Source organism: bacterium, assembly GCA_021158245.1.
Taxonomy (GTDB): domain Bacteria; phylum Zhuqueibacterota; class QNDG01; order QNDG01; family QNDG01; genus QNDG01.
The window spans coordinates 1-21822 of the sequence record JAGGVB010000115.1; the positions used below are offsets into that span (position 1 = coordinate 1).

Sequence of the window (21822 nt, forward strand, 5' to 3'; positions counted from 1 at the left end):
AATTTTCAATAACGGTCAATTCTTGACCAAGAATATTATATATTTTAAGGCTGGCAGGTTCTTTTATTATCTTTCCTGACGGGATAAAATACTTGATTGTTGTACTTTGATTAAAAGGATTCGGATATGCCGGAAACAATTTTATAGACAATTTTTCCTTTATGGAATCATTACTAAAATGGTTAACACCCGTAATCAATTCTGATGCTGCAATTGGTTCTGCCCAATCTCCCCAGAGTAATATTTTTTGTGTACAGATCCTTTTTTGAAATTGTCCATAAGTTATAGTAAAACCAGCGCTAAAAGTGGCTACTTTTGTATCCTCTGGAATTTCAAAAAAATCGAGATAATCCCAAATTCCCTCACGAAATTCCATTACTTTTGATTTTGCCTGCCCTGGGTCAAAACCTAAATGAGGATGAAAAGCATAATCAATCTTATTATCGTTAATTAGAAATAATGAATCCTTTACCACATGAATGTTCATATAATTCCGTGCATCCGGAAGAAGCTCCCCTGGTAAAATCTCAAATTTTAGCTTCGGGAGCTCTATCATATTTTTTGTATATAAGATAGATATGACTTCTGATTTGAGAGTATCGTTATTTGAATTAAAAAAACGAAAATTTAACAAAACATCTTTAATACTGTCTTCAAATGTCAGGCTTAAATTTTCTGAAAAATAATTGCCATCTAATATTTTCTCAAAAACAACACTATCTTCAATAAATATTTTAAAAAAGAATACATCTTCAGATGAATAAATTTCAAGGGGAATTTTTTCTTGATAAATATGCTCATTTTTTGGATTGGTTATTATCGCTTTATTATATCTTTTAAATCCTCCCCATGCAGGCCTTGTTTCACCGGTTTTATCAAATTTGCTTGTAAATCCAATTAATCCAAACCATTCCTCAGGATTTGGATCATGAATAAATTCATTACCGCCTTTCCACCAACCGTCATGATATTGAAAAACACACCCACCTTGAGCATCAGCGTCAATCAACTGACGATACATTAACAAGTCTCCTTCTTTCTGCTGATTAACAGTGTTTTTGCCATAACCATATTCTGTTAATGATACACCCGGTGAAACAGATAACCCATATTCAGTGATAATAAATGGTTTATCTGGTGACCTTCGATCTTTCAACCATTGAAGAAATCCTCTATAACCACTTGATTTACTTAATGTCACAGGATTGTATATATACGCATTATATGCTGCAAAATTAAAAATATCCATTCCTATATAGTCCCCAACCATTGAGTTTGAAAATGAAACAGGTACGCCAGGATGCTCAGCATTAATTATCTCTATAATTGACTTCCATAAAGAAATAAGGTTTTCTGCACCTGAATTATAGATACTATTAACCTGAGGTTCATTCATTATTAAATACCCTAAAATACATGAGTATTTCTTAGAATATGATAAAACACTCGAAACATGATTCAGAGCAGACTGAACAAAAGTCTCATCCCCAAAATCACCTGCTGGATCAATCCAGATCCCGAACAGAACCTTTAAACCAGATTGTTCCACTAATTGTAATTCTTCCTCACTTAATGCGCCCCATGTACGTATAGTATTAAATCCTGCTTCTTTTATTCTATTAAGGTCAAATTTTATAATATCAGCGTCAAATTCGTAAACCCACGGCACCTGTCCGGGTCTTGTATGTGTCTCATAGCCAATCCCTTTAATAAAAAACTTATCCCCATTAATGTAATACCAGCCATTTTTTATTTCTAAGCCCTGCGCTCGACAGTTAATAAGGCTGAAAACAACACAATAGGTAATAATGAATATTTTTCTAAAATATATTGACACAATAATATTTTCCATATTGTAAACTTAACAATAAAGCTCTTTATCGTTTATTGGGGAAATCTAATTTATTATTAATTTATTTTTAAGACCTGTAAAAAATGCTTCAGAAAGATTTTGGTTAGTTCTGTTCCTAAAAAATAAATCAATAAACTTTCTTTTGAAAAACCCGAACATAATCAACTATCATTTTTTGAGGAAACTGTGTATAAGTATCAGGATCTCCTGGCCAGTTACCGCCTACAGCCACATTAATTATCAGGTAAAATCGCTGGTCAAAAGGTGCAGGATACTCACCATTTTCTGAATACCACTCTGTCTGAACTGCATATTGAATATCATCAACGTACCATCTTATCTCAGTTGTATCCCATTCTATTGAAAAAACATGAAAACCATCACTAAAAGATTCAGGATATTTATAGAACGAACCACTATGCTTGTTACGCGGATATTTTCCACCGTAATGTATTGTTCCATATATTTTATCTGGCTCCTGACCAAGAAGCTCCATAATGTCAATCTCACCGCTTGCAGCCCATCCACCGTAAACATTATCTGTAGGCATCATCCATATTGCAGGCCATATACCCTGACCAAAAGGTAATTTTGCACAAACTTCAAATCTTCCGTATTTCCAGTCTCCTTTATGAATTGTCCTCAATCTTGCAGATGTAAACTCTCTTGTACCTTCTTCTCCTGTATATTTTTCCATTAATGCCTGTATAATCAAGAAACCGTTATCAACATATGAATTTTCTACACGGTCAGTATAATACTGTAATTCGTTATTACCACCACCTGAAGCATTAACTTCGTGTTCCCATTTCTCAGGATTAATTGTTGAACCATTAAACTCATCATTCCATACCAATACATATCCTGGTGGCGTTTCTATACTCTGACTATTCTCCGGATTGCTGACTTTTTTACTACAATTAATAAATAGATAAAGATTGGCAATAAAAACTATGGTTATCCAAATTATCCTTTTTACATCTACTTTCAAAACATTCTCTCTACTTAATATAAAGCATCTTTCTACCATATGAAAATAAACCATTTTTTGTCACAAAATCAAGTCTATATACATAAATTCCTGAAACTCCGTTATATTCCCAGACGAATTCATACGGACCAGGTTGCCGCCTTTCCATACCGGAGCTATAAATCATTCTGCCGTTTAGATTAAATATTTTTAAGGAAACAAATCCGTAATCATTTAAAACAATTGGAATAACTGTTTTATTGTTAAAAGGGTTTGGATAATTTGCCTTTAATAAAAATTCTTTTATTCCAGACTCTTTTTCAACAATTCCCGTTGATACCTGCTCAATGATTAAACCCGATAAAACAGGTTCGTTTACGACTGCACTAAAATGGACATCTATAATTCCGTCATTAACAGAAACATTATTAATTCCTTCTATGTGAGCGGCATGTTTTCCGACTTCCTTAAATATATCAAGATTTTCTATGACCAGTACATTTTCAATATAGACATCAAAACATCGAAGGCCCGAATTTTCAAATATGTTTTCTGAAAAAAGCATCTTTATATTATAAACACCATTAGGCACCCGAATTCTGTAAGCTGCCAACCCCTGCAGCCAGCTCCGGTATATCTGATCCTCATCTGTACCTGATACTGATTGTGTCGTACCATGTGAAATACCGTCTTCATAACCATAATTTTTCTGGTAGTCCCAGGCTTGATCATTTTTGTAATCATTATATTTATTAGATCCAACATTAATTTTAAAAGGGAACTGAATGGTTGGCATACTGGTAATAGGAATATTTTGACCCTGGAGCTTATTGGGATTTTCCATTTGATCCTTAACTCCCAGGCATACAAGATTGTAAGTAGTGTTTTTTTCCATACCGTTAACACGTAATACAACAGTACGTTGATCCCTTAACAACCGAGCACTCTGTACCTGAGCACCCGGAACAACATAGTTTAAAAGATTTTCTGCACTTGGTTCCGTTACATCCTCTGAAAAACGCACAATAACACTGTCATCCGCTGCTATTGCCCACATTACTACAGGAGGATTCTTATCCGTATAACCAGTATTATAATTATCTGTAAGACATAATATCATTTTACCATCTTTAAACAAGCAGTTTTCCTGAATAAAATCCGAATTATTACCGTTCCATGTATGTGTAGCCTTCTGCCACCTACTGTTGTTAAAACTGTCGAATTCATCAGTCCACTGAAGAATAAAATTATTACCAGTACCACAATTACCTTGGCCAGGAGTATATGAGCTGTAGCTTACAAAATCATAATAAGCAAAAAACGGCAAGGTACGATCATCAAACTCGCCTACCCAGTCCGAATATGCAGGATTCCATATATTCATCATGATTTTTTGAGGATACTTCAATAAAGATATGTGTTCTCCTGTTTGACGATATACTTCAATACCATCAATAAACCATGCCACATATGAAGGTGTCCATTCAATTCCATAGGTATGGAAATCCAACCCTGGATTAAAATTTACAAATTGATGCCTAAGATGATTAGTTTGGTAATTAGTAATTGTATTAAACTGAACATCATCATCATACCTTCCAAGTATTTCAATATCAATCTCATTCCAGGGAGTATTTGGGTAATCATCATTGTACGTAAAAAATGTTGAAGTCTGCCCGCTTCCCCATGAAGCTTTGTATCTTACTTCGAATCTTCCATAAAGGTATGCCTGCTTTGTACGTAACTCGGCACCTTTGTAATTTTTTGCATAAACTGTTATAGTTGATATAAAAACAATTAATATAATATATTTGTATCTCATATCTGCCAGCATTCCTTAAATTTGTAATTTGGAAATGTGAAAAACAAAACTGGATTCAATGTTGCATTTTTCTGCCATAATCAAGTTTGTTTAGATTGGTAATCACTGGGAAAGAAGGTACCATGATTTTAAAGGGCATATTACGCTGTGTCATAAAACTGTTAATCCCGCTGAGTTTTATCTTCTCAAATAAATCAGTGTCTATTTCAATTTCATTATTATATTTTTTCATAAGACTACGAATATAAGGATTTAAATCTTTCTCAATAGTTTTTATTATATTTGATTCAAATTCATCTTCTTTATTATTTGATTTAAGCCAGCTGTTTCTTTTATATATTGCCAAAAGATTATCCCTCCACATACTCACATTCCTTTTAACAGCATTTACATTTTCATATCCGTGTTTATAGGCTTCCTGAGTTATAAATTGATCCCTTATTAAATCTGCAATTGCAAATTTCAATTGTTCGGCAAATTCTGATTTAGGAATATTATATTTCCTGAAAACCAACGGATGTGGTACAAGTGCAAGTTCAAACTGCCTTACTGTCCAGGTCTGACCATCTACAGTGAATAACGGCTGATCAATAATGTCTTTAAGACTTGAACTATGATTGTCAAGGTCCTTTTGGTACGATTCCTTTTTCCAGAACCGGTTATTGAAAGCAGCTTTTTTTTCTTCCTGTGATTTTAAATAGTTATCTGCAAGTATTGGCACCAAAGTTTTAAACGTTTCAGTATTAAACCTTAACTTTTTCCTTTTCATTAATCCTTTTACAAATTTTACATACTTTTCTTCCGCTACCTCATGTTGCATTTGTTCTTTTACATCCTTCCAAAGTTGCTTTTTAGTGCTTTCCGAAAGATAAACCCGTTCTGTCCAGCCATTAATCTTTATAAAAATATAGTTAGTATCCTGTTTTAACGTGCCAATAATATCTCCTTTTTGGGGGGAACCACTGTACAGTGCATTAATTACTTCCCTGGTCTCAAGATTATTCCACTTAACAAACCTTCTTGGAAGATCTGCTCCATTGCTTAATTCATTGAATTTTATTTTAAAATCAACTGTGTCATGCATAGTTTTAGAAATTTTATGAGCAACATAAGGATCAGAAACAGAAAAATAAGAAATATCGTACTTTCTACCCACTAACTTCATTCTTTCATTAATTTTTTGCGGAGAAAGCTTTACTCTCTGAAAGAAATTATGATAAAAAAACCATTGCCTCATGGATTGTTCTTGACGACCTTTTAAATAATCCTGAAAATAGCGGGCTTTTACTAGCTTATTATCATCCCCTGCTTCCAGTGCAAGCAACTTTTCAGCAATCAGAGAATTAAGAACAATTTTCCGGTGTATGTAATTATCCTTTCTACAGTAAATCGGCCTTATTGTATATTCAGCCCGGCGAATAAACTCATTAACTGATATAGTTTTATCTCCGACCCGTGCTAGTATTCTTTCAGAAGGTTGATCGGTATTTTCTCTCTGGCATGATAAAATAAAAACATTAAGTATAATTAAGACTAACACCCAATATTTATCTGCTCTCATATTCTTCAGGTTCATGATACAATCTCTTTTTAGAACATTAGGCCTATATTATATGTCTGAATATTTCCCAGTATGCCAAGCTCTCTGTATGAGTACTCAATTTTTAATCCTTTACCATGCATCATATTCATAACAAATCCACCCCCAAATGAAAAACCGTACTCTGAATGCACCATAAATAAAGCCTTATAGCCCCCCCGTAGAAAAAACGACCAACCTGTAGGCATTGTTATCTTATATTGTCCCCCCACATTTACTGATTCACTGTTGTTGTTTGGATGAACTGCATCAAGAGAAACACTGAACCTGCTTTTTTCTGTTACAATGGGATTAACTGAAACACCTACACGAAACAGAAGGGGCAGTTCCCATCCTTCTGTCTTAAACATTCCAGGAACACTCTGATAATTTCCTGCTTCATCTGGAAGTATATCAATAGGATTTAAAAGTTTATCTCCCATATACCGCATTTTTGTCCCAAAATTGGAAATACTCATACCAATATTCATCCCGTCACCTCTCTTACCTGTACGGGAAAAAAATTCTGTTTGAATAATTACTCCCAGATCAATGGCAAAAGCATTTGCAGATGTCTGCCAAATCTGTGATGATATATATTTTGCAGTAGCACCAAAGGAAAACCACTGAGCAAGGTTTCTGGCAAATGAAAAACCAATGGCAAATTCTGTCGCATTAAACAACTCCCCTGTGCCGTCCTGCATTTCCATCGTTGTTACTTCATTGCGTCCGTAATCCATCTGAATATAATTAATAGCAAAAGAACCAACATTTTCTAAGGGCATGCCTGCAGCAAAAGCTATAGCGTTTATATCTAAAATTATGGGTTGATAATTGAATTCTGCCTCTCCTCTGTTCATAAAGCCCAGTCCGGCAGGATTCCAGAATACAGAGGATATATCATTTGCCATGCTGACATAAGCATCCCCCATTGCAGTGCCTGCACTCCCGAATCCAATTTCCAAAAAATTTGCTGCAGTTGTACCCTGTCTATAAGGTTCCTGTGCCTGAACTACATTAACAGATACTGTAATAACAATAATACTCAGTATCAAGAGTGTGCTGTTTAATCTCACAGTCATATCTATTGCCTCTCTTATAAAATTACTTCTCGTTTTAAATTACCTGCTTTCTTATTTTATAATAGCAAATTTCCCTACATGCTCTTCACCTGTACTTGCTTTAACATAGTAAAGATACATACCAGCGGCTACTTCAAGCCCCTCATTAGTTAATAAATCCCAATGGACAATACCGTTATCTGCAGAATTATTAACATCAATTTCATCAACCAGCACCCCACTGATCGTAAATATTTTAATTGTACATTGTGCCGGAATATTAGTAAACATAAGCCGTCTGCGCTGATTCAGTTTCCAGTTACCAACTGCAGGTTCCATGGAATTTGTTGCTATATATGGATTTGGTACCACTTTAATTTCACCCATTTTTTCAGATAGAGCTTCTTCATCTATTCCTTCATTGGTATTAACAGTAAAAATAAAATTATCCTGGTCAAAAAACGGTCGTTTAAATGTCACCCTGTAAATATCGCCTGGTTGAGGCAGATCTTCACTGCTTGGGAAATCTATGATAAAAGCAGTTCCTGCCCAGCGGCCTGTTTCAGTAACAGGTCCTACCAACACTTTATCTTCTCCATATGTGAACTTACCATCACCATTAACATCATGCACTACAAGGTCCATCATTTCATAGCCGTTCTCGTATGGAAATGATTTATTAATCACATAAAAAGAAAATTTATTCTCTGTTATTAATGCAGAACGGCTTATTCTCTTATTATACTCATCACGCATAGTTTTTATTTTCACTCGTCCAGTATATGCGGAATCATTATTTGTGAAAACAATATCATAATCCCATGCGAAATATTTAGATTCCTGAGAAGTCGGGATAATTTCAATTGGTGCACTGCCTGTAACCCAACCAGAGTTTTCTCTGTCATATTCAGGAAAATCAAGAGGTTGATATATATTCAATCTTATTCCGTTAAAGATATCTGTATGTATTATACTCCCGCTTTTTAAATAACTGGTATTTAAAGAATCATTATATATTATATTCTCGAATGCAAACCTATCAGGCGATTCCTGATAAACAACATTGTTTCCATCAGTAACATCAAAAACTTTAAATCCATTTGTAACGTACAAAAAGCCGTAATCATAATCCTTTACAGTATATAGAGTATCAATAGTAAAATTTACTTTATATTGGTGGTTTGCCTGAAGGCTAGCCTGTGCCAGAATTTCAGGTTCCACTGTACCTGCTCCAAAAGTAATATTATTTTCATCATTCTGCAGGTCAGGTGAAATATATCCCGCAGCAGTTTGATGAGGTGTTACAATCTGAACATTAGGCCCTATTGAACGAACATTTTCGCTTTCATCCAAATCAATATATATACTATTTTCGGAAGGAGCTATACCAGGTCCGATATCTGGAGCGCCATAGTCATAAGCAATCAGAGCATAATAATAGGTCCTGCCATTTTGTACTTCATTATCAATAAAATAGTGAGTGATCCCATTATCCCCACCAAGGTAATAACCAATTCCATTAACCATTCCAAAATCAGTAAAACCTTTTTTCCCATCAATTACATCACATTGAAAAATCGGATTTTTCATCATCGGAGTACCGTATCCGTCAGTAATCACCTCTGCATCAGACATACGTTTATCAGTTGCCTTAAACAGTTTATATCCTTCAAAATCATTTATGTTACCTAAAAAAGGATCACGGGTTCTGGTATCTGCTTTATCATCCCATGTCAGCACAACCTTACCATCTCCTGCTGTTGCTTCAAGGGTCGGCATTTCCGGCGGTTTTGCAAAGCGGTAATCGCTTTCATAAATAACCTGGACTATCCTTTTTGCTTCAAACAAAGCCGGTGCACTGTGCTTATCTGAATTAAGACCAGATAATGGATCAAAGGAATGAAGCTCTGCCATGGAAATTCGCTCAGTTCTGCCTTGAAACAGAGGGAAGGGTCCGGAAGCAAATGTTTCAATAAGATTAGAAATGTTTCCGAGATACTCAACCAAGGTATCGCTGTCCATCAATTCCCACATAGATTGGTCCCCTCTGAACCAATGGTACTCAGAGGAATGGCTTGGTACAGGAAAAAGCTGAAAGCTTGTTAATCCAACCATATCAGATTCAGAAACATCCGTCTCAGCAAAATCAGGCTCACTGTCTCCCTCTCTTCTGTCAGGTTTGTGATTGCACTCACCCTCATCTGGCCCTGTGTAGTTAAGTTCAGCCGGTCCGACTCCGTCAATGCCGACATCATCTCCTGCATCTTCAGTTATCTGATATACGCCGTCACCGTTTGCATCTACGCCATCATCCCAATCCTGATCTTCATCAGCATCCCAATGATCACGGAGGTCTTCCATTTTTAAATTGTAAGTTTCCAAAAAAGCAGCAATATCATAAATTCCATCAGTGGGACCTACCAGTTTAGTTGCATCATTGTCTCTCTTTTCGTCTATTAATCCATCCTGGTCATTGTCAATATTATCCCATGAAATACCTGGACTCTCCAGATAGGCAAAGCCCATTGTTCCAGGTGTTAACCCTCCCTGACCTATACCATCGACATCCCAAGAATAGGCCATGTCAATTTTTCGGTCAAAAAAGCCCAGCTCATCATCTCTCTCACCACCAATTCCATTATCTACCCAGTAACCAAAAGCGACTTGTGGTAGATCATAATCAGAAATATTGGCTATTATATACTCCCAGAAAATACAGTCACGAGCCTGTGGATTATTCCACTGGAACCCTCTCTGTTCAACTCTCAAGCCCAAACCACCCCATGGTTTACCCTTCTGAATTGTCACATCTGGACGCTTGTCGCCTATATATACTCCGGGACGCGGAAAATATTTAACTCTGTCTTCAGGACCCAAATACTCCTGATCTTGAGCATCATTTACTACAAAATAAGTTTCCAGGTCAGCACCAATCTTTCCACGACCAAACCGCCCGTTCCATTCACCGGGCCATACAAGCTGGTCTCCAGCAGCAGGCCAGCCAGCAACCGGCCATGTACTCGGATGATTACTCATTGCAGGATATTCACTGTTTTCATTAGAATATCCAAAAACAGGGTAAAATCCCCACTCTATAGTCCCTGTGGGATCAGTATCCATCTCTTCTCTGTAACTTGTCTGAAGAAAATACAGAGTATCAAGACCAGTACTGTTTTGTATCTCTGTAATATCAGTAACAGGTACTGTATCATTTTTAATATAAACACATGCACCAACTAAAAGAGCAATACCATCAAGCATTCTGACACCCTCTTCATTATTGGGCCATCTGGACCATTGTGATCCCACCACTCCTGAAACCCATTTTGCCAGTTCAGTAGTATTTTGAAAATAAAGATATACTCTGTTTCCAGTCATATAACCTTCTCTTTCAGCAGCAATATCACCAGCAGGGTCATCCGGGCCTTCATATACTTTACCCTGACTCCAAAGTTGTGATACTGCTGTAAAAAGACTTACCAAAACTATTACTAATATTATCTTCCAGTTATTCATGCTAAAAGGCCTCACTTTTACCGTTCATAAATTACGACAATTTAAGGATTTCTTTTTCTGTCCATTATGTCTTATAAAATCAATAGCAACCATTGCTCTCTCATATTATTTATCAAAATACTATTTCCATTCCAAATTTAATAAGGCGAGGAGCTGAATACATTGATGGATTATGAATAATATCTTCATATTCATTAAAATCACTATGATGTGCAGCTAAATCAGTATCCCTAATAATAGCTGTATATGCCCGTCCTGTTTCTGAATTTACCCACACTTCATTAAGCCTGTCAAACAGGTTATATACATTTAACAACAATTTTGCTTTAAACGGCCCAAATACAGTTATATTATAATATCCAGTTAAATCAACACTCAGGCGCGCAGGCCGCGACGCATTGTTAGGATAAAGATTTACTCTTGATAAAGTACTTTCACTTACTGGTGTCCACGTATAAGGGGACCCGCTATTAAAATAACCAGTTAAAGTCAATCCATAATCTTTTGTATTATATCCCATAGTGAGGTTCAAGGTATGACGCTGGTCCCAACTCATAGGTATAAGCCGTGGTACAGGGTCCATACTATTACCTGCTCTTGTAAATGTCTGTAATGGGTTATCAGCATTCCCTCTTGTGTATTGAAGTGTATAATTAAGATATACAGACACAGGGCCTGAAACATAATCATATTTAAGTTCAATACCTTTTGCATTACCATAATCTTTATTTGAATAAAGGCCGTACTCAATTTGGTTAAATGTAGTAATTACTTTTGCACTGAGCAAATCATAAATATCACGATAATAAAGTGCAACTTCAAGTCCCATACCTTTCATTATCTGCTGCCACAAGCCCACTTCATACTGAATAGTTTTTTCTGCTTTGATTTGAGCATTACCCATTGTTGTTGCATAATCTGTAGGTGCCACACGAAAAGCATGATTTTGATACATTGCATAAAGTGGAGGCATTTTACGAAAATGTCCATAACTAAATCTTAAGAGTGCAGTTTTCCCCAGCTGGTAAGCAAGTCCAAGCCTCGGACTGAGCTGAACTTTTGGGTCAGCAGGTAAATACTGAGACATTTTTTCTGGATTATCGGGGAAATTCAGCTGATTTGCAGGATTCCTTCTCTGAGAAGGATATACAGTTTTCGGATCAAAATATTCATAACGCACACCAAAATTTATTACCATTTCATCAAATTCCATTTTATCCTGGATATATGCAGCAAACTCAAATGGCTTTACTCTGTAAACATCGGAATAAATCGACGTATCAGGTAATATCTCAGGTTCATAAAGATCGTTTTCCCATTGGGTACCATAATATTTATTTCTTATGGAGTAATACCTATTATCAAGATCATGTTGTGTAATATGAACGCCTGTCTTAATATTGTGATTTTTAGTAACCTGGCAACTTATATCAAACTTGGCTGTATATTCCCATTTAACTCTCTCATCATGTCCTTTTTGCTGCCCTCCTGTAAAAAAATTGGGGCCTGTATTCCGTAAATATTTATCATGAACATAAGCAGAGTCTAAAGGATTTTTATATAAATACCAACCATGATAATGTCGCATAGCTGAAAGTTTCAGTTCATAAAATGTCCTTCTACTTAGAAGATGATTAACTTCAAGAGCAATCATCTTTGATTCTCTGTGAGTTGAAGCTGTCCCGTCCGGATTGTACTTAAAACTATGGTCGTAACTGTGCCAGTTATCTTTATTGTATGTTGTAAGAAGTGCTAATCTTAAACCTGTAAAAGGCTGAGCATTTAATTTTCCCATTATCGATAAGTTTTTACTTCTATTCATGGGAACATAGCTGTTATCGCCTGTATGTTCAGTGTACCACATTGAAGGATCTACTGATTCATAATTACTGTAATCCCATGGATTAAAACGTCTTATTCCATTTAAATGATTTTTCTTATCCTGATATCGCACATTAGTAAAGAATGCAAGTTTATCCTTCCATATAGGCCCGCTTAAGTTGAACTTATAATCTTGATTTCTGTTCAGTTCGCTGTCACGCAAACCTATAAAAATGTCCTTATGAGGCGTAAAATAATTACCTAACTGAGTGGATACTCTGCCAGTAAATTTTTTGCTGCCACCTTTTGTTACTGCATTAACGATACCACTCATCGCCTGACCATATTCAGCATTGAAAGTACCTGTTATCACTTCCAGGTCTGCAACTGCTTCCGGCTCCAAGTCCACCGATCTTCCGCTACCTCCAAATGATTCTGTTACAGGAATACCATCAATCATATAGGCTACTTCACTTAAACGGCCTCCACGAAAATGTCCATCAACCACACCCGCCTGCATGCTAATGGCACCACTTATATCTTCCACTGGCATTAGTTTTAATTGTTCGCTCGAAACATTTCTTATCGAACTTGTCTGATCTTTTTTCAGACTGACTTTATCTGCTTGAATCACAATGGTTTGCCCCAATACCGCGCTCCCTTCCATCTCAATTCTCAAATAGGAAGTTCTGTTTACAGAAACCCTTACATTCTCAATCCGTTTAGTCTTATACCCAATATACATGACCCTTATAGTATACTTACCCGGAGGAACATTTAAGATGTAGAAATCACCTTTGTTATCTGTGGCTGCACCTCTGTTCGTTCCTTCAATTGCTACGTTAGCCGCAATCAATCCTCCGCCGGAATTTGCCTCTACTACTTTCCCGACAATTTTACCCGTTGTCTGTGCAAAAAGTACTTCTGGTAAAAAAATGCACAAAATTAGCAATGTTTTAATCGGACCAATCACTTTCATAATAGTTCCTTTTACAATTTTATGATAAGGCCGTTCATCTAATTTAAATAAATACTTCCTTATACCGCCCGACTCCCATTTATAACACTTTGTATTATTATGGGCAGAATAATATACATTTTTTATGGTACGGCTCATAAAAAATTATTTAAGCCGTACCATAAGTAACACATCTTTTTACTTCATCAGAATCATTTTCTTAATCTCAGAAAAATCTCCTGCTTTTATCTTATAGAAATAAACTCCTGAAGATAAATCAGAGGCGTTGAATGTAACTGAGTGTGATCCAGCTGTAACATATGAATCTACCAGTGTTTTTATTTTACGTCCCTGAACATTGTAAATATCCAATATTACACGACTATTTATAGGTAACCTGTACTGAATAGTTGTTGTTGGATTAAAAGGATTTGGATAATTCTGGACAAGCTGAAAATCAGCAGGCCGAAGTTCGGGATTTCTCTCAACAGAAGTAGCAACACCAGCTGTATCACCAATCCATGTATATGTCCACTGCTGAACAGAAGACCACTGAAGGTCAGTTGCATTTGGTGAGAGACCAAGATTACCTTCCCATGTTCCATCATTATCATGCAAGTAGAGTTCAAATGGTACTTTCATACCACGAACAGGATGGAACCTTGAATCAGCAGGATTTACTGCAGGAATTGAATCGAGAGGTATTTTAATCTCTACAACATAATCTGCTCCGCCTAAATCACTAAAATAGTAATTTTCGTCCTCAGGCAGCCAGAGCTTTCCCATACCTGCATAATCACGAGTAAACCCTTCTTCATTTGCATAGAAGACATAATCTGGCTCTTCTCCTCTTTTCAGTGATTTATGTGTAGGTCCAACCTGATTATAGAGGCCGAGGAACATCTGGAATGCATCCTGATTCCACCAATCTCCAGTACCAAAGTTATAAACATCATCAATAACATCAGCAGCAACATAAAGTGCATCGTCATCAATTGCCATGTAAATATTAGCACTCAGATCATTGAAATCATCCACATCTCCAAAAACATTATTGTCTTCTGGAGTAAGTGTAAATGGCACTATACCTGAAGCATCCCATTCAGAAAGATCTCCATCTGCTGCAAAATCAGCAGGAGGATTTAGTGATATTGTAGGTATTCCCTTTGCAGTATTGGTTACAAGGCCTGCTGTAGTACCTGGCTCACTTGTATTACCTGATCCATCTGTACATGTAACTGCATAATAATAAGAAACTTCTGTATCAGTAAGAGGGTAGTAAAGCCAATGAGTTGCAGTCTGAATATCCTCTCCAACATTTGCTGCTATCAGCTCCACTCCTTCTGCACTTACATCTGTAATTGGATTCTTGCTGGCATATACATTATAAACCTCATCAGATTCTCCGGGAACATCCTGCCAAATAACCAAATTATAATAAGTTGCAACAACGGCATTTACACCTGTCGGAGGGGGAGGAGCAACAACATCTATAGTTGGATTACCTGTCCACAGATCATCAATATAAATGGTATTTCCGGCAACACTGTTTCCTTCAGCCATGATCTGCAGAACACCTATGGCTGAAGTGTCAAGAGTAGCTCCTTCGACAATTGAAAAATCCGACAAAGCCAGAGAATATTGATGCCAGTTACCATCATCAATTGGGTCAAATTTGTAGCCTGCCTTATCAGAACCACTCTCAAACTGCCATCCTAGTGTGTCAACACCTGTATCTACTTTCATTTTGAATTTCAAAGAATCTTGTCGCCAAGCACTTGTCATATTAAGAGCAGGTGAAATATTCCATCCAATTCCTGTCCAGCCATTACCCCATTCGTTGCCTTGAACCCATTTCATAGCATTGGTCCCGGCAGTTGCTCCTTCTCCTTCCACAATTTCAAAAGTTGATTGACCCCATGTAAAGCCATTCAATTTTGAACTCAGTGTTTTGCCGTTAAAGAAAACAATTGGGAGTACCTTATATCCGGTAAGAGCCATATGATCCAGAATTATTGTTCCAGTTTCTGCATTCCCTTCACCAGCTCCGCCAATAGAAAATTCAAAAGAAAAACCTTTGATTTTATCAAGATCAAGCTGATCATTTCCTTCTATTCCGGACCATCCTGTGCGGTTAAATGCACCTCCGCCCCATTCATCAAGAGTAGGATCGCTCCGCCCGTCTTTTAGAGGAATACTTATTCTATTCCATCCGGGAGGATTGTCTAAAATATAATGGAATGAATAATAATACTCACATTCCAAAACACTATAAGTTTTTGCACCATTCTCAGAATTACTTACATCGTGCAGGTTTATCCTGAGATGAACAGTACTCGGTGTAGAGGATGGTACTTCATTGTAATACCAAATCACAAGCGAGTCATACGCTGACCAGTCATACACACCTAATGAATCCGGATTCCAGTGCTCAAGTTTAGTGTAGCCTCCCCAACTTTCACTATTATGGGCAGACCACTCAAGCTTCATTGCACCAGCACCCTCATACAAAGGGTTATCAATATAACTAATTTTTATCCACCCTTTGGCAGAATCGGCGTTATCACTGGTTTGATAGTGCTGCCCCCCATGATTGGCAAAATATGCCCAGTAATTTGTATCTGCAGTAGCAGTATCAAAATTATTAATAACCATTTGCTGAGCAAGAAGTAACGCAGGAAGCGTTACAATAATTAACATAACTAATATCAACCCTCTCTTCATAATAGCCTCCTTTTTGAAATATAAAAGTTCACCTAAAAAATAAGTTTGTTTTTTTTACCTCCCTCCTTAATAGTGGTTTATTTTTTCACATTTAAAGCCTACTGTTTTTATTCAAAGAAACAATGCAAACTAAAAACCGTGCAAACCATAAGTAATGAAAATACTACTATAATAGGCGGACTAATTAGCCTCAAAAATATAAATCCCAATTTTTACTTATGTACTTTAAAAATAATCTCAAAGAAATCATTTTTTACGGTTTTTACTTCTCCTTGAATAGTTGAAACTTATAATTAATAGAACACTAAAACAAATCAGTACGATTATTATATCTGCAATGGCCACTGAATTTAACATTCTCTACCTTTTTCAAATCTGTTGGGTTAAGATAATAGCAAAGTTAAAATTGCAATAAACATACCACATAAACCCCAGCATTGTTTTTATTAAAATTACACCAACAAACCCAAAAAAATACTTTTAAAAATTATTAAAATAAACATCTTCTCCCATTATTATTTTAATAATGATATTGAGATTTATTTTGTTAACTTATAATCAAAATCTGCTTCAAGATCACTAATTTTAACTTTAAACTTCCCCGGTTCAACTACAAGTCTGTTATTCTGTCCAATAAAACTTAAATCATTCTCATCCAGTACAAATGAAACTTTTTTTATCTCACCTGGTTCAAGGCTTATTTTTTTAAATCTTTTCAGCCTTCTGTTAGAAGGTGTTATTGACGCGTAACAATCCTGAACATACAGTTGAACAACTTCCATTCCACTACGTTTCCCTATATTTTCTACTTTGACAGATATTTGAAGTGTCTCGCCCTTATGCAAAACAACCTTATTCAGATGAATATCTGAAAATCGGAAAGTAGTATAACTCAAACCATAACCGAATTCCCACTGTGGATTATATCTACAGTATTCATTGGAATTCTCACTATTCTTATAATCATATAATGTAAGATCATTTGGGAAACGAGGATAAGTAATTGGCAGTTTTCCACTTGGATTAAAATCTCCTGCCAACACATCAGCAACTGCATTTCCTCCTTCCATTCCAGGTAAATATGCCATAAGTATTGCCTTTGCATGCTTTTCTATATCTCTTATAATACGAGGCCGCCCTTCTACTAACACTATTACAACAGGTACTCCGGTTTTATACAGTTTCATAGCAAGTTCTGTCTGATCTGAATCAAGAGTTAAATCCGATATATTGCCATTAGTTTCACAATAAGGCTGCTCTCCAAGACAGAGAATAACTGCATCATATTTTTTAACGGTTTTTACTATCTCATCTAAACTGCTTTTTTCTGAATCAACATATTTTACATTATTTTCACCAAATTTTTCTACAAGTGCTTCAAATATTGTATTTTCTTCCTCAGGATAGAGCGCTTCATTGTTCCCCTGCCAGGTTATTGTCCAGCCACCATTTAACACTGAAAGTTTATTTGCATTTGGTCCTGTAACCAGCAAGCGGGAATTTTTATTCAATGGTAAGAATGAATCTCTGTTTTCCAGTAAAGTCATTGCTTCTCTGGCGGCCTGTCTATTAACCTGACGGAATTTATCACATCCTACTTTTACTATAATATCTGGATCAGGAAAGGGGTTTTCAAATAATCCGAGCATAAATTTCACTTTAAGTATTCTGCTTACTGCTTTATCAATGCGTTCTATAGGGACCTCACCTTTCTTTACTAAATCAACTAATATCTTACAAAAATCAAGATCGACTGGTACCATACTCATATCAACACCGGACATGACTGCAAGTTTAATCGCTTCACGATAACTATTGCTCACCTTCTCGCGATTGTGAAGATTATGAATATCAGCCCAGTCGGAAACCACAAATCCATTAAATCCCATTTCATCTCTCAATAATTTCCTAAGATAATATGAGCTTGCATGTACAGGTATACCATTAATTTCAGAAGAATTTACCATTACTGAATAAACTTCAGCTTTTACAGCAGATTGAAAAGGTGGAAGAAAATACTGCCGCAGCATTCTTTCAGGAATCCACGCAGGTGTTCTATCCTTACCACTTAAGGGAAAACTGTAGCCAAGATAATGTTTCATGCAAGCTGCAACTTTATTTTTAGACAGGAAATTACTGCCTTCACCTTGTAGACCTTTTATATATTGATAACCTAATATAGAAGCCAAATAAGGATCCTCGCCATAAGTTTCCCACAAACGAGGCCATAATGGCTGTCTTCCAACCCCAAGAACAGGGTTAAAATTCCATGGTATTCCAGAAGCACGCACTTCATAAGCTGTAATTTCTCCTTCTTTTCGATTGAGGCTCTTATTCCGTGTGGCTGCCATAGCAATACTTTGAGGGAAGATGGTTGCACCTTTAGTATAATTGGCACCGTGAATAGCATCTATTCCATAAAGAACCGGAATTTTTAGCCTGGTTTCTTTAACAGCAACATTCTGGATTTCAGTTATTATTTCCTGCCATTTTTCAGCACTATGTGCATGTGTGCCAACATTCAGCAAAGAACCCACATGAAAATCCACCAATACTTTTCGCAACCTGAGAGAGTCAAGCATTAATGGTTCACTCACATTTGGATATCCTTTTGCAACAAATTCAAGAGATATCTGGGTCATCTGTCCAACTTTTTCTTCAATAGTCATCCGGGACAGGAGATATTGCACACGTTTATTAATATCACCCCCCGAATATCCAAAAGTTTGTCCTATGCTAAACAAGACCACAAAATAAGAAAATACAAGCTGCATAGATTTTAATTTCTTCATTTTTATCTCCTACTACATGGTTAATTAATCACAGAACATTTTAATATCCTGTTTTCTATATTTTCATTTGTTTTTGCAGTTAACACAATAAAATACAATCCGCTTCTGACAGATTTACAGTTATCATCCTGGCCATTCCAAAAAACATTGTGCTTACCATAAGAATTATAATTTTCCGAAGAAGAATATATTCTCTGGCCAAGTATATTATAAACTTCCATTTTAACAGATGCAGCTTTAGAAAGCCTGAACCGGATAGAGGTAAAAGGATTGCTGCTGTTATAAAAAACCGGATTTGGTGAAATCCCCTGAATTGTAAGAACAGAATTATTTGATTTATTTGTACTATTACCAACATTGCTTCCTGCACCAAATGTTTCTATTCCATACCAAACAGTACGATCCAGATTCTGGTTAATTGTAATTTTGAATTTATTATCTTGATTTTTTTTGTAGATTTTAGAACTATCTTTTTTCAAACCTTTTTCATCAAGCTGATACAGGCATAGTGAATCTGCAGCTAATTCAAATTCTATTTCCCAGATTTCTGGCTTCACTGCTGTGGGAGGCTGTCCCCAACTATCATGAATGGTATTAATTCCATCCCATTGCATCAAACTGTTCTGTATTTTCGTAGAAAGCGTTAACAGAGATCTCTTTGTGCTATATAATGGTTCATCTGTTAAAGAAACCCAAGTAACTGTTCCAAAACCTGTGGCAGAATTAAAAGTCATATTATCTAATTCAATTCCAGGATTTCTGTCAAGGAAACCAGTCACTCCAATAAACTGAGGTGATTCTGTCATAAATAACCCTAAATCCGGATTCCAGATCAACTCTCCTGTATCGCTGACCCATGGGCTTCCGGATGAAGGCGGCAAATCCTGCAAATCTAACTTCTTACTCTCTTGAAAAGAGGTGATACGAACCCCGTGCTCAAGAGCGAGCTCATGAGGGAATGTGTCTATTCCATACCATCCACCTGTATCATTTTTAGGCATTAAAAGTATTTCGTCCTTTCCATAAGCCAATTGAATAGTTTGCTCAGCAGATCTAATCATGTTTTTCCGGAAAGCAGAAGCACATGAAACCATTAAGCTCATCAATGCAGTATTACGGTGAATACTAAAATAATTGTCAATTTTGTCTGTCTCCCAATCACTGGTGTCGCTGGAATAATCAAAAAACATTAAACCGTCCACATCATGAAAAGAACTGTAAGCAGTAATAAAAAGCACCCCTTCTGTTTGATAACGATTTGGAAAAGGATGATTGTATTCACTTACAGTAAAGGGTTTACCAGCATAACCAACTCCACCCATAAGCCAGGGTATAGTACCCCCGCTTTTTGATTCAACCATGGCAGTATTATTTATAAACCAGTCAGTCTGAGACCAGGGTACGTTTGGAAACTGCGGATGGTCCCAATAAGCATGATTATCTATATAATCAAGCCTGGATTGAACAGCCAAATCTGGCGGACCTATATTCCAGTTCGTCCCCACAATGGGAACTTTTACTTTAAGTTGTTTTTTAAGATAGTTGTACATTTCTGCATAAAAGTCATCCTGAAGTTTTATGTAAAAACTGCTCATGTCCTTAACTCTCTCATTACTGAAAGAAACAGCCTCACTGTACAATATCCTGCGAACATTACCATTCTCTATTGATTCTTCCGGTTCAAGACCCATAACAGATGTTGAATTTAATGATATTATATCAAAAAAATAGGTTCCTGTATTTTCACCAAGAAAAAAGGATAACCGGATATCATTTTCAATATTTAGTGTTGCCTTGAAACTAAATTGAAAAACCTGCCACTTTGGTTTAAACTTACACTTAAATGAGACATAACTTGTCCAGGGAGAACTGTTTTTCATTATACTTACTGTAATAAATTTTTCTTCTGTTGATTTTCCTGCAAATTTTACTGTATAAAGAGAATCCTTCTGTATAGAAAGTCCGGCTTGCTGCCACTGTACATGCCAGTTTACACCATCTGATTGTTTAACTGTAATCTTGGCTGATACAATTCCTTCGTATGGGTCAGTTACTTCTACTCCCATAACAGCACTACTCCCTTCATGCTCCTCAAGAGCCCAACGATTTAATTGTGGATTGTTCTCAAAATTCCCTTCATAAATCTGGTTTATGCTGCTCGAAGCGCTGTCTCCCTCACCCCAGACTGATCTCAAAAAATCTGTAGAGCCGTATTTATCAAATAAATATTGCTGCCACAGGCTATCCAGCATGTTGCTATGCCTGCTTAATAGATCTCCTCCTTCTTTAAGTGGCCTAAGTTTGCCATCACGCCACATTCGGTAAAGAGAATTTTCATTTACAATTTCCACTAATGCCATAACAGGATCATTTACCAAGGCTAATCCCGTATAGGGTGATGGTTCAGTCAACAATTGGGCTGCATACTCTTTTTGCAAATCAATAAGTCGCGGATCAAAAAGTGTTACTCCTTTGCCAAAATTGGAAATAGAGTCTGCGCCATCCACTCCATCTTCTTCACGAAATGTCCGGCTTACATTCAGGTTAATATCTGCATACACTCCATTCCTTTTCAATTGAAACAATAAATACTCAAATTTGTCTTCATTATTGGGATCAAGGTGTCGTGTATCACTGTTATGTTCAAAAATACTGGTCCCCCATGGATTATCCATGTGATGGAATCGAACCATATTGAATCCCATTTTCCTTAGGCGTGCTGCCACA

10 protein-coding genes are annotated in these 21822 nt (G+C 36.4%); all 10 read right to left on the reverse strand.

What is annotated here, in order from left to right; translation table 11 throughout:
- The coding region (locus J7K93_06630; GenBank protein MCD6116670.1) for a hypothetical protein at positions 1-1852 on the reverse strand (1852 nt) is incomplete at its 3' end.
- A gap of 127 nt (positions 1853-1979) precedes the next feature.
- Positions 1980-2843, reverse strand: a complete 864-nt coding sequence (locus J7K93_06635) for a glycoside hydrolase family 16 protein (protein MCD6116671.1) — start codon at positions 2841-2843, stop codon at positions 1980-1982.
- 10 nt (positions 2844-2853) lie between these two features.
- A complete protein-coding gene (locus J7K93_06640; GenBank protein ID MCD6116672.1) occupies positions 2854-4644 on the reverse strand; it encodes a family 16 glycosylhydrolase in 1791 nt (596 codons plus the stop codon).
- 55 nt (positions 4645-4699) lie between these two features.
- Positions 4700-6220 carry a hypothetical protein gene (locus J7K93_06645; GenBank protein ID MCD6116673.1) on the reverse strand — a complete coding sequence of 507 codons (1521 nt, stop codon included), beginning with the start codon at positions 6218-6220 and terminating at the stop codon, positions 4700-4702.
- 14 nt (positions 6221-6234) lie between these two features.
- Positions 6235-7305 carry a PorV/PorQ family protein gene (locus J7K93_06650; GenBank protein MCD6116674.1) on the reverse strand — a complete coding sequence of 357 codons (1071 nt, stop codon included), beginning with the start codon at positions 7303-7305 and terminating at the stop codon, positions 6235-6237.
- Positions 7306-7356: 51 nt separating this feature from the next.
- Positions 7357-10785: a hypothetical protein gene (locus tag J7K93_06655; GenBank protein MCD6116675.1), complete on the reverse strand. Its 3429-nt coding sequence runs from the start codon at positions 10783-10785 to the stop codon at positions 7357-7359.
- Between the two features lie 127 nt (positions 10786-10912).
- A complete protein-coding gene (locus tag J7K93_06660; GenBank protein MCD6116676.1) occupies positions 10913-13600 on the reverse strand; it encodes a TonB-dependent receptor in 2688 nt (895 codons plus the stop codon).
- A 177-nt stretch (positions 13601-13777) separates the two neighbouring features.
- On the reverse strand, positions 13778-16303 hold the full coding sequence (locus J7K93_06665; protein MCD6116677.1) for a T9SS type A sorting domain-containing protein: 2526 nt from the start codon (positions 16301-16303) through the stop codon (positions 13778-13780).
- Between the two features lie 539 nt (positions 16304-16842).
- The gene (locus J7K93_06670) at positions 16843-19077 is read right to left on the reverse strand and encodes a glycoside hydrolase family 3 C-terminal domain-containing protein (GenBank protein MCD6116678.1); all 2235 of its coding nucleotides are present in this window, start codon (positions 19075-19077) and stop codon (positions 16843-16845) included.
- Positions 19078-19115: 38 nt separating this feature from the next.
- Positions 19116-21822 (reverse strand): carbohydrate binding domain-containing protein (locus tag J7K93_06675; protein MCD6116679.1); only part of this gene is annotated, 2707 nt, incomplete at its 5' end.